Below are 11,081 nucleotides of genomic sequence, written 5' to 3'. Positions count from 1 at the left end.
GGCTCGGGCGTGTCGGCTGTCGGCCGACCCGCCCGAGCCACCGCTCCCTCGAGCTCCTGCGACAGGCGCAACGGCAGGACCAAGCCTGCCGCTTTACACCAGCGCGGCGCCATCCACCTTGATCGTCGACCCCGTGAGGAACGGAGTCGAGGCAGACGCGAGGAACGCCACCACTTTGGCCAAGTCCTGGTCAGTGTTGAGCCGGCCGACCGGCACCCGCTCCGCCAGTTCCTTCAGCTTCTCCGGCGTGCTCCAGATCGCGGCAGGGTAGTACTCCTCGCTCTGCAGGTAATTCAGCGACAAGCAGTTCACCTGGACTTTCGGCGCAACGTCCCGGGCCGAGCCAAGCGCCAACGAAGGCAGCGCGGCACGCATGGCGGAGTAGTACACACTCCCCCTCTGCGGCTTCATCCACGACTCGGACGTCACAAGGATGATCGCGCCGCCCTCATGGTCGTTCATATGCTTCGACACCCGGTTGAGCAGTTTGAACGGCTCAGTGATCAGCTCACGGGCGGCGTCGTCCAGCCATCCGTCCAACTTCTCGGTGTTCGCGTCCTCGGTGACATACCGCTCGCCTCGGATCGTGGGGTTCTCGACGAGCGTGTCGATCCGACCCTCGCGACGGAGGACCTCGGCCAAAACCTCTTCACGGGTGCCAGGGACAGCGATGATCCCGGCAATCGTCTTGTGCGGGGCCGAGTCGCCAAACCGCGGATCGTGCGCGTAGACCTTGTGGCCAGAGTTCAGCAGTCCGAGAGCGGATCCCGGTCCAGCGAATTCGGTAACATTCGTCACCAGGGACACGCGCGGGCCTCGGTCGTCGGACACGGCGCCCTGAGGGTTGATCACACTCAAAATTTCCTCAATTTCAACTAAGGCAGAGAACTAAATTTGTTCTCCACATTCATGTTCGAACAGCTCCGAAATGCCTCGCCCGACATCCGATGGAAACTGCCTCAGTATAACGCTTTCACCCCTAAGGGCGCACTGGGCGAGTTTGCTAGCACACTTTGATGCCAGAATCGGATTCTACATGCCTGTTTCATCGATGCGGAAGAGAAATCTATGACCGTTTAGAGCACAATGCGCGCCACAGCGCGGCACGGATTTCGCATGAGCGACCGTAGAGCGCCATGACGAAGCCCGCCGCCCGGCTTGCCGCCCCGAGCGGAGATCCCCATCCTCCGCAAAACCCCTGCAAGCTGCGCTATTTGTCCAAAATTGCACGATCTGCCAGCAGTTGCGCACCCTGTCCACTCATGCGCAATTTGTCATTTTCGGCAGCTTCTGCAATTGAAAATCATATTCATTCCATAGAAAAAAGGAAGAGGCTCCGTCCCGACCAGCCGCGTAATGTATTCGCAACGCGAAACACACTCAGACGCAGCCCCGAAAAACGTTGATCCGCCAGCACGTCCAACAACTGGAGGAAAAGATCGACCAAGCGCTTGCCAGCGACTGTCGTCTATAGTGCGAAATATGGGTTTGCTGAACTTAGACGTGCATGATCTACGCTGTTTTCTTGCGGTCGCCGAACGACTGAGCTTCACGCGCGCTGCGAGAGATTTGCACACTTCGACATCTCCCCTGAGTAGAAGAATTCGCGATATGGAACATACGCTCGGCGTAAAACTTTTTTTACGCGACACCCGCAGTGTTGAATTGACGTTCACCGGATCTGCCTTGCTGCCGATAGCTCGGGACATCGTCGAAAAATTCGATGAAATACCATACGCCCTGGAGAAATCCTCGGCTTTTATTTCAAGTTCCGACACCGCACGACCCCGCGCCTTCTCGCATACGCCCGGCTGCGTGAAAACCCATTGGCCCTAGAAACGGAAGGACACGACGGCCTCGTCCGCGCCATGAGAAGGCGCGCCCATGCCCAGACACGCAGGAGCTGGCAGTTTATCCACCCCAGAAGGCACGAGCCAGAAGGCATGAGAACCCGGCTCGGATCCCGCGATCAAGAAACACACCGCAGTGGTAGTGATTTCTGCCTCGTTATTGCCGAATGCAAATATTTCATAAATAAAACATCCTCGACAACAGAGGCCGTATCGTCAGAGCTCGAGGACACAGCGCGCAACCAGTCGCCTCTCTGGCACGACCTGTCGCTTGCCCTCATCTCCTACAGATGCGCGCCTACCCCTTGCTACTGCATATTCCAGCTGCCAGGCCATCGATGGTTGATCTCGTCGAAATCGTCTGGCTTTTTATCTGGACGTAGCATCGGCAGCATTTCCGCTGGCACATCAATCGGCTGCTTGCACTGTATCGCCCAGGTATGCGCTGGTCCAGGAAGGGCAGGCATCGGCGGTGGGCCGACCCGAGAAATAGCGACCTCGCCGTCGACTTCAATCTCACATGACTGCGAGTTGGTCGGGACATCCGCAACCGTGGTGACAAGCACGCTCGCCAGGACTGGGCCTTGGATGTCGACGGCCATCTCCCAATCGTCGCCCTCCCAGTCCGGATCTGCGGCCAAATTGACACGGACGCGGCCCTTCGGGCCGGTGTAGTAAACATTGCTGATACCGAGGAACGGTGTAGAAATCCGATAGACCACGTGATGCGTCTTGCCTTTCGACGGCGCCGGAGCCGCGACAGCGAGCTGCGCACCCGCGACCGGGAACGCCAATCCTGCCAGAGCCAAAGCTCCGAGCGAGACACGTAAAACCTTCATAATGTTTGGGCAACTTTCCTTAGAGTCGTACTACGCAACATCTCTTACCTGCCTAGGGCATTTCCTCCACGAGGGGCCGGGTTCCCACATATCGGAAACCCAGCCCCCGTGCCCTGACGGGATGTGGCGTCCCGCCAGGACACGAATCAGTGATCCGACGGGGGATGCTCCGGTTTGAAGAAACCGTCTGTGAAACCGGCCTGGTCGTCAGGTTCTCCAGGGATGTACTCGAACGGGTCCACACCCGCGAGCTTGGGGGGGCCGCCGTGCGGATTCATAAACATTTGGACAAACCAAACCCGGCCGTGCACGTCGCCCATCGGATTGGTGCCGATCATCGGCAGGTCGGGGTGCGGCGCCCTCTGGCCTTGCCACTCCTCATCCGGCGGCGTGATGTAAGACTCCATCCAAGGAAGGGCGAACGTGCCCTTGTCGAGCACGGCCCAGTCATTCGTGTTGATGCAGAGGCCGCGTGTCAGGGGCGTGAAGCCCGGAGTGTACTGGGCCCAGTAGTTCCAACCGACGAGGTGGTACGGATACACAGCCTGGTAGGGCTCGCCGCTGTTGATCTGGGGGCTGTCCCAATCCTCTGGCGCGTAGAGCAGAACTGTGGGAAATCCTCCGGTGATAATGCCCGGGGCCACCAGCAGCTCTCTGGTCAATTGCGCCTGGTGGTAGAAGAAGACTCCGTGGCCCTCCCGGCTCTTCATGCCTTGCTCGATCGGCATGTACCCCTGGCCTGCCAGCGCAGTCATATCACCGGGATTCTCGATTCTTGTGAGAGGTCCGAGCCAGCCGGTAATGGTCTCCTCGTCCTGCTTCAAAGAAGCATCCTGCTCTGCCTGGGTGCATTTTTTGTCAGGGGCGAGAGGGGTCGCAGCGGCATGGTCCGCCACTGGTCCTATACATTGCACAGTCGCTATTGACAGCAGAACGGCCATCCCTCGAAAGAGGGTCATACGAGCACTAACCATTTCTTTGCACCGATATTTCTTTCCGGAGATCCAGCCTGCAAGGCGATAAACTCTATGACTGCCACACTCGATAAGTGTCTTGCTCTGGCCGCTCGTCCAGCGGCCTTTGCGTGGCCTCAACGCTACGGGAAACCTAAGCCGAGGACAAGTTCGTGCGCGCATTGAATTATGACCAATAGGGCAATATTCGATTCATTCTGAAACGACGCCGATAAGCAACCATCGAAGAGCCCCCTCCTCCCCGGATTCGCCTTGTTCAACATGCCGCCAAGACACCTGTCGGAGCCACAAGAAGCCTACGCCTTCTTTTATCCCCGACATAGCCTACAACAGGTTATTGAGCTCATCGGAGCATTTGCGCGAGTACAGCGCGTATACCAGGGCGTCTTCCGCTTGCTCTATCGCAGAAATTGCGGCGTCAATAGCACGCTCGGCGTCGTACTCCGCAGAGTCAGCCTCGCGAGAGGCGAGCTTGGCGTCGATCCAGCCTTCCTGCTCATGGACGCTCGATTTCATTCTCATTGCGCCCTTGCCCCAGCTCGCCCACACCTCGGTCCACGCCACAGGGCCTGCGCTTCTGGCTCTCGCCAAAATCGAGTCGACTCTCGGTTGCGCCTGCTCGAGGTCTTCTCTCAAGGATTCTTTGCTTTTCGCTAACGCAGATCTCACTCTTTCCTGCCCGAGCTCCGCCCGTATGATGACGCTCAAGAGGTCAGACGTTTCAACCAATACCCTCTCCTGAAATCTATAGATGAATCCGCGCAACAAGATCTATTGATCAGACCCCGAGCGCTCGGCCGGGCCTCGGAGGCTTCCATGGCGCATGCCGCCTGTCTCATGGATATCTGCGGGGAGCGCCGATATCACGGAATCCACACCGGTTCCGAGGAGCCCAGAGGACCGACGACCGGGCCGCCGTCAGGGTTCTCCCAGAAACCAGGGGTCTTGGAGTAAGCGATGCCCGGTTCAAGTCGTTCAAGTTTGCCGAAACCAGAGTTCAAACTCATACCAACCGGAGCTATCGGCCGATGGTCCGGGCGTTGTATCGCCTCGGCCACATAATCTCGGTGAAAAACGCCAAGCTGCGAATACCACATAGAGAACCGCGACAAAGACACACGAACGTGGTAGCTACCGCCGTGTTTTGCTCGCAAAATGAGCGCGGCGAGCACGCCCGCGCTGGTGAGGTACCCCGCAAGGTAGTCGTTGAGGATCAACGTCGGAGGCAGCTTCGGCTGATCCGGCGTGCCCTCGAGCGTGGCGTACCCGGTGCAGCAGTTCGCGTCCATGTCGAAACCGCCCCGGTTTGTCCACGGGCCATCCCAGCCGAATCCTCGGATAGAGGCGTACACAATGCCTGGACGGATTTCAGCGACCTGCTCCGCGCCGAACCCGAGCTCTTCGATCTTGCGCCCCCGGTAGTTCTCCACGAACACATCCGCGCCAGACACGAGCCGCCTGGCCTGCTCGCAGTATTTCTCTTGCTTGAGGTCCGACCATGTCGAACGCATGCCCACGTGGCAATCTGCGACGAGCGCCGTGTACTCCACAGCAGGCGAGGAGAGGTCGAGGATCTGCGCCCCCTGCTCCGCGAGCGTGCGGCACGTCGTCGGACCGGCGATCACATGCACCATCGAAGCGACCTTGATGCCCGAGAGCGGCCGGTCCGGATTCGTCAGCGGCGGCAGCTCCGGCTCAGAGTCGCCGATCTTGACGATCTCGATCATGGGAGTCTGCGCCAAGTAGCTGCCCTGCGGGTGCGCGTACCACTCTTCTGGAGTCCGGATCATCGTCCCGATCATGCCGAGCTCCCCAGCGGCGTCCTCGAGGTCTTGCCCGTCCCACAACGAGATCGCCTTCTCAACAGCCTTCGTCTCGAAACCCGCCTTCAACAAGCCAAGCCACTGGACGAACATCTTCGGATAGACAGCGGTCGGCAGATACCACCGGCCGTCCCTGGTCGGGTATATGCCGAAGCCGAAAGGGTTCCCCGCAGCACCTGCTGGGAGGACCGGGTAGCCGCCCGCGGTCGGGGTGAACATATACGCCGGGTTGATATGCGCGACAGCCTTGCGCAAGTCGACGGAGAGGTCCTGCGCGGGCCCTCCCCGCATCCTGTACAAGATCTGCGTGGCAGCCGCGGGAGCCATCATGCCGAGAGCCATAATCGCGCCGAGACGATGGTTGCTTGGAAGGATCGGGTCCTCGCCTATAAAGCGAATATCACCGCCGGTGTCTCCCGCGTCCAGCCCGATGCTGTCCATCAGCGCCTTGAAGTCTGCATCGATGTCCGGAGCCGACGTGAGGCCAATGGGCACCGGAACTTTATCCGAAGTCGTCATTTCAGCTAAACTTCTTTCATCTCGCGGTTTCATAAATCTTGATTTCATCGCGATATCGGCGCCAGCCTTCGCCGCTCGCCAAAACCGGGCGCCGCCAGCGGCGGCGGTATCCGCTCACACCAAGCGGCGGCGCAACTGCGCAACCTCGATTATCTGCAGCAGGCCCAGCACAACCAGCCACACGCCTGCGACGAGGGAGAGGGCGGCGATCGATCCTATCGGGCTCACTACCATGCTCACGCCTGCGATCGTGAGCAGAACTCCGGTCAAGATAGTCAGACCACGCCCAGGCAGTGACACCGCGAGCGCCGACACCACCCGGCCGACACCAGTCATGATCCACCCTGTCCCGATCCAAATGCTGAGCAGCAGCACTGACTCCAGCTGGTCGCGGAAGCACAGCACTCCCATCATGATTGACAGAATCCCAGCAATCACCACGACGACCCGAGTCCATGCAGTCTGATGAGAGGCAAAACCTAGAAGCACCTCTACGGCTCCGCTGAACAAGAGGTACACGCCAAAGGCCGCTCCAGCGACGACGAGCGCATGGGCAGGCCAAATGAGAAGAGCCGCGCCGAGCAACACCGAGAAGAGGCCCAGCCCGAGCGCGAATCGCCATGCGCTTCGTATGGCCTGGCCGACCGGCGCAGCATCTTGATTGTCCGTGATCGCTGTTGACACAACCTTCTCCTTCGACTGAAATGCTTTAAGACTGAAAAGCTCCAGGGATTTTAGCTTTATTTTGCCGAATTTTCGGGATACATAACGTTTTACGTATCCCTAGCTTTGCCGAACCCTTCTCACCGAAAGGCATCTCGCTCGATCGGTCCGCACCGCCCTGTAGGCTTTCATAAATCCATTGGCACGAAACGCTGCCGCAGGGCTCTTGCCCTTCCAGCCTATCGGAGTTCCAAGGCGGCTGCCACTCCCAATTGTGACTATCTGCGCAACACTGTGTTGCCCGTATCGCAATAATCGCCATACGGACAAGGTGGTCTTGCGCGGATTTCCCCTCGACAACGAACATCAGGCCGGGCCGCGCGCTATCTCGATTAGTTCGCAACAGCCAACCTCGCAACTCGTCAAGTGTTACCCTGGAAAGGTGGCGCACGGTTACCTTGTATTACTTTCCTCGGGCGAGCCGCATTGTCATTCGCAGAATGAAGGCCATGCGGACTGGCGGCCCTCGTTCCAGCTTTTCGAACTGCGGAAGCAGGCGAAGACGCCGAACCTTCTCGTGACAGAAAGCCCGAAATCGACGCCGCGCCACAAGGACGCCACCGTTCCCCCTCGCCCGCGCCAGAAGCTTCTGCTGCCAGACACTTTGCGCCGCACGAGCACTGCCACATCCGCACTTCTTGAAATTCTTTTGGATGCATAATGCTGGAATCATTGATCACACTGCTCGGACCCACGCTCACCGCCCTCGTGTCGGGCGCGGTTTCTATCTACACCAACAGCGTCTCCGCCCGCGACCAGCGCGACAAGATAAAACAAGATATTGAAATGCTCAATATCCTTGATCGTTCCTCGCAATCCCATTCCATACTGAGCACCTACGTGGACGATAGGATCGAGAAACTCTCGGACGAGGCTCTTCATATGGGGAAAAAACAGGGATCTATCACTGTCGTCTTCTGGACGATCGGCCTGATCGCGATCGTCGGGGCCGTGCTGGCGCTTCGCCCTTCCGCCATCGATTCATCCGCCCTGAAGATTCTTTTGCTTATTCTTTCCGTAGCATTGATCCTTGAGATTCAACGACGCAAACGATCGTTCAACCGACTCATAAAAAAAGCAGAACAAGATCGACAACAGCGCAAACAGCGCCACCGGCATGCCAATGCGTTTTGGGGAAAATTCAGCATCCCCGACCCTGCGCCCCCCACTGGGGAAACCGGAGCCGAATGACGCCCGCTATTCTTATGGCTCAATTCGCACGCCAATAGCTGTTCACAACAGCTTTCCCGCACTCCTGGAGAACATCCCCCCATAGCGGACAGCTGCACCACAGGCAACACCGCCGCCATGCGGCAAGCCCCCTTCCCCACCAGGGTTTCGCCGGGGAGCCATGTCAGGCTCGCGCCAAGCCCCGTCGAGCCCGCAGGCAGGCAACTTCGCGATATGCCGCCTTATCGAGCAGCGCAATCATTGTCCCGGTCCTTCGCGCCGCGATTTGGCACGCCGAGACTGCTATCTCTTGTATCCCTTGCGCGTATCTCTTGTATCCCTTGCGCGCCCGTCCAGCAACATGAGCGGGCCGCCCGATGCGCGCCAGTGCGGCCGCACCATATCGATATGACGGCCCATTCCCCGTTCAATGCCGTATAGTAGACCGTATAATAGCGAGTGGCGCGGATCACGATCTTTCTTTATTGCGACTTGGCGTATTCGCCCTTCTCCTTTGCGGGCCGCAAGGCACTGGCACGGATGGACAACTCGCGCATGCGATAGACAGAATGCGCAGAGGAGTTGTGGAGTAATTTCATGAGAAGCTAACATTACAACTAGGTCACTAACCGTGGACTCAAAGTGAAGTTTTTAAATAGGAACGAGGATGGGCGGCGGTGCGCGCGAAGGGCTTCGGTGCTGTTGGGGTTGCTGAGCGGATATCTCCTGATGACCCACGCTATCACCTGTAACCCCATTCATTGCGACAAGGCTTAGGCCATCGGCGCGACAAGACCGCGAGATGGAATCGCGAAAGACTCCCGATAACCCCGGACGAGTTTGCGACGCCCCGCGGGAACGAAACACCCTCGCTTCTGCCAGAAAGTGGTTCATGACACGTTCCAGGCCGCCGAACCGCCGTCAGATTTGCTAAAAGCCTATCTCAAAAAGAGATACCAAACAGCGATAAACAACATCGTTCGAGCATGATTTTAAAACACCGGAAGGATACATTCTAAGTTGAGTGCAAGATTTATGCGAGCTTCTTCCCCTCAAGAGCGCATGAGCATGTTCAGCGCCATTGCGCGTTCGGCAACTATGAAGGCTCTTGCCTTGCCTGCGGCGCTTCTCTTAGAGATCACAGGCTCAGCTCCTGCGCTCGCGCAAGGTTTGCCGGACACCGTGCTCAACGACGTCACCGAAGACGGCTGGGAGATGGTCGTCGAGACCCTTGACGAAGAGGTGAATCCTGTTGCGAACCTGGCAGACACCGCGTTCACGCGTGAGGGGTTCGTGCAGCTGTCGGGCGTCGGCAAGATCCTCGGGCAAGGAAAGTACCCGGTCACTGCGGCAGAGCTGACCATCGGCTATCAGATCGGCTGCCAGATCGACGTCAGCCAGGGCATCACCCTTGGCGGCCATCTTGACGGTGGCGCTGGCGCCGCAGTGAGCGAAGGCGCTGGCGCTGGCGCACTGCTCGGCGGGGCCGTCATCGGTCCCTTCGGATTCGGCGCCGCAGGGGCGGGAGTGGGCGCGACCCAGGCCATCGGCGGCTCGATCGGCGGCAGCCTCCAGTTCACGCTGCGCCCCGGCGGGATTATCGCAATTCCGATGGACCGCATCCCCCTGAAGGGCAGCGAGGCCCGGTTGCGGGTTCGCAATGTGAACGTCAAAATCGACGCCTGCGGCGGCCCTGTCAACGTGCGATCCTTCGCCCTGCTGAGCCTGACAACGGATTACTCCCACTCCACGCTGGCCACGTACGGCACAGAGTACCCGATCTAGAGACGGGCGCCCCTCAGGAGCACCCGGAGATTCATCGCTTTTATTATTCCGCAGTATTTTCAGAAAGGCCATAATCGTCATGAAGGAACGGAAGGCGAAATCCGCTCTGGTCGGAGGAATACTCGCCTCTGGACTATTGCTCAGCCCTCCCCAGGCGGGGGCAGACCCGATCCCGACTCCGGTTGCCCCCGTGGGCGCAGGCGGTATCTACGGAGAGACCAGTCCCTATTCGGGCGGGCCGAACCCGTCGGCTGTGGCCCCTGTGACAGGCCTTGTGCCGGGAATGGTCTCCGGGTCCAACGCTCCGCTCGCGACAGAGCTGAGCACAGGCACCAGCGGCCTGCGGCCTGGCACGAACGCGATGCAGCCGGGCTCGATGCGCGGGCTGCCTGCGCCGGATTTCCCAAGTAACTATTTCCAGGGCCCTGCGGCAAGCCTGCCAGGGCAGCCTGCTCCAGCGGCGAAGCCTCCCCTGTCTCCCGCCGAGCCAGATCACCAATGGGGCCCGCTCGCGCAAGGCTTTGCCGCCAATCCAAACGATCCGGACAACACCGAGTCGGCCCCGGACCAATCGATGGCCCGCCAGCTTGTGCCGGAGACCGACGAGGACTACGACTGGAACGACAACGACGCGCCAGACCAGTCGCGGGCCCGTCAGCTCGAACCAGAGGACGAATGAGAACGCCCGGCATGGCCGCGGTGGGCGCGCTCGTGCTGGGAACGCTCGTTGGAGTGGGCCTGCCCGGCAGATCGGCCGCCGACCCCGACTTCCCCACCATTCCGCCCCAGCCCCCGTCCGAGACCTCGTCGCCGGATTCCGAAACGGGCGCTGCCGGGCCAACCGGGCCGAAAGCCCTCGACGACGGCGAACACTCGAACGCTTTGGCCTCCGGGCAAGACTGTATAGTGATTAAGCAGCTCATCTCGCATGTGGATGTGGTCCTCGGACGCCAAGTCCAAGTGACGCAGGCATTCGCATCGAAGGAGGAAGGCGAACACGCGGTGAACCAAGACCTCGACGTCCTGAACAATGCCTTGCCGTTCCTGGTCTACGCGGAGTCCAGCGTCCAAGACCCGGAGCAACGTGCCAAAATCACCTTGTACAAGAGCGACCTCGGCCAGCTGAGCCTGGTCATCGCGGAACGGCAGGGGCAAGACCTCACAACTGTCGCACCCTACGAATGGGCCGCAAAACTAGCCGAAGCGAGCGCCCGGACGAGTAGCGATTATGTGAAGATTGGAAATAGTTGTCTCATCTAACCTTCGCCTCAAGGCGTTGAAGGCGGTTCCCAACCGCCACTAAGCAGTGGTAGCGTATCCATGGATTCAAATTCATCGGCCGAGACAGATCTGGACGCCAAGCGCGGACCAGCGAGGGCCATTACGTCAAGCAATCGC

At 59.4% G+C, this 11,081-nt stretch carries 12 protein-coding genes; 6 read left to right on the top strand and 6 right to left on the bottom strand.

From position 1 onward, the window contains the following. Positions 1-93: 93 nt before the first annotated feature. Complete coding sequence (locus ACRC20_RS05445) at positions 94-852, bottom strand: SDR family oxidoreductase (RefSeq protein WP_438685329.1); 759 nt, start codon at positions 850-852, stop codon at positions 94-96. A gap of 630 nt (positions 853-1,482) precedes the next feature. Here ACRC20_RS05445 and ACRC20_RS05440 point away from each other — a divergent pair. After that, the gene (locus ACRC20_RS05440; RefSeq protein ID WP_438685328.1) at positions 1,483-1,836 is read left to right on the top strand and encodes a LysR family transcriptional regulator; all 354 of its coding nucleotides are present in this window, start codon (positions 1,483-1,485) and stop codon (positions 1,834-1,836) included. A 322-nt stretch (positions 1,837-2,158) separates the two neighbouring features. Here ACRC20_RS05440 and ACRC20_RS05435 read toward each other — a convergent pair whose 3' ends face one another. The 5 genes from ACRC20_RS05435 to ACRC20_RS05415 all read right to left on the bottom strand — a co-directional run bounded on the left by ACRC20_RS05435 (position 2,159) and on the right by ACRC20_RS05415 (position 6,689). Further along, the gene (locus ACRC20_RS05435) at positions 2,159-2,689 is read right to left on the bottom strand and encodes a hypothetical protein (protein WP_438685327.1); all 531 of its coding nucleotides are present in this window, start codon (positions 2,687-2,689) and stop codon (positions 2,159-2,161) included. Between the two features lie 146 nt (positions 2,690-2,835). Then, positions 2,836-3,513, bottom strand: coding sequence for a hypothetical protein (locus tag ACRC20_RS05430; protein WP_438685326.1), 678 nt, complete (start codon positions 3,511-3,513; stop codon positions 2,836-2,838). A 474-nt stretch (positions 3,514-3,987) separates the two neighbouring features. Next, complete coding sequence (locus tag ACRC20_RS05425) at positions 3,988-4,227, bottom strand: hypothetical protein (RefSeq protein ID WP_438685325.1); 240 nt, start codon at positions 4,225-4,227, stop codon at positions 3,988-3,990. Positions 4,228-4,526: 299 nt separating this feature from the next. Further along, complete coding sequence (locus ACRC20_RS05420) at positions 4,527-6,005, bottom strand: CoA transferase (RefSeq protein WP_438685324.1); 1,479 nt, start codon at positions 6,003-6,005, stop codon at positions 4,527-4,529. A 114-nt stretch (positions 6,006-6,119) separates the two neighbouring features. Further along, positions 6,120-6,689 (bottom strand): HdeD family acid-resistance protein, encoded by a 570-nt coding sequence (locus tag ACRC20_RS05415; protein WP_438685323.1) that lies wholly within the window; start codon positions 6,687-6,689, stop codon positions 6,120-6,122. A gap of 421 nt (positions 6,690-7,110) precedes the next feature. Between ACRC20_RS05415 and ACRC20_RS05410 the strand changes: the two genes are divergently transcribed. The 5 genes from ACRC20_RS05410 (at position 7,111) to ACRC20_RS05390 (ending at position 10,943) form a co-directional block, all read left to right on the top strand. Continuing rightward, on the top strand, positions 7,111-7,389 hold the full coding sequence (locus ACRC20_RS05410; protein WP_438685322.1) for a hypothetical protein: 279 nt from the start codon (positions 7,111-7,113) through the stop codon (positions 7,387-7,389). 11 nt (positions 7,390-7,400) lie between these two features. Continuing rightward, the gene (locus ACRC20_RS05405; protein WP_438685321.1) at positions 7,401-7,919 is read left to right on the top strand and encodes a hypothetical protein; all 519 of its coding nucleotides are present in this window, start codon (positions 7,401-7,403) and stop codon (positions 7,917-7,919) included. 1,041 nt (positions 7,920-8,960) lie between these two features. Further along, positions 8,961-9,683, top strand: a complete 723-nt coding sequence (locus ACRC20_RS05400) for an MspA family porin (protein ID WP_438685320.1) — start codon at positions 8,961-8,963, stop codon at positions 9,681-9,683. Positions 9,684-9,936: 253 nt separating this feature from the next. Continuing rightward, a complete protein-coding gene (locus ACRC20_RS05395; RefSeq protein ID WP_438685319.1) occupies positions 9,937-10,362 on the top strand; it encodes a hypothetical protein in 426 nt (141 codons plus the stop codon). A gap of 11 nt (positions 10,363-10,373) precedes the next feature. After that, complete coding sequence (locus ACRC20_RS05390; protein ID WP_438685318.1) at positions 10,374-10,943, top strand: hypothetical protein; 570 nt, start codon at positions 10,374-10,376, stop codon at positions 10,941-10,943. The last annotated feature ends 138 nt before the right edge of the window (positions 10,944-11,081 follow it).

Source organism: Segniliparus sp. (assembly GCF_051660745.1).
Taxonomy (GTDB): Bacteria; Actinomycetota; Actinomycetes; order Mycobacteriales; family Mycobacteriaceae; genus Segniliparus.
Note: the sequence above shows the minus strand (reverse complement) of the source record. Positions and strands in the feature narration are given on the sequence as shown.

Coding starts and splice junctions, on each gene's coding strand:
- ACRC20_RS05440 (WP_438685328.1), top strand. CDS start 1,483: ATGGGTTTGCTGAACTTAGACGTGCATGATCTACGCTGTTTTCTTGCG.
- ACRC20_RS05435 (WP_438685327.1), bottom strand. CDS start 2,689: ATGAAGGTTTTACGTGTCTCGCTCGGAGCTTTGGCTCTGGCAGGATTG.
- ACRC20_RS05420 (WP_438685324.1), bottom strand. CDS start 6,005: ATGACGACTTCGGATAAAGTTCCGGTGCCCATTGGCCTCACGTCGGCT.
- ACRC20_RS05400 (WP_438685320.1), top strand. CDS start 8,961: ATGAGCATGTTCAGCGCCATTGCGCGTTCGGCAACTATGAAGGCTCTT.
- ACRC20_RS05390 (WP_438685318.1), top strand. CDS start 10,374: ATGGCCGCGGTGGGCGCGCTCGTGCTGGGAACGCTCGTTGGAGTGGGC.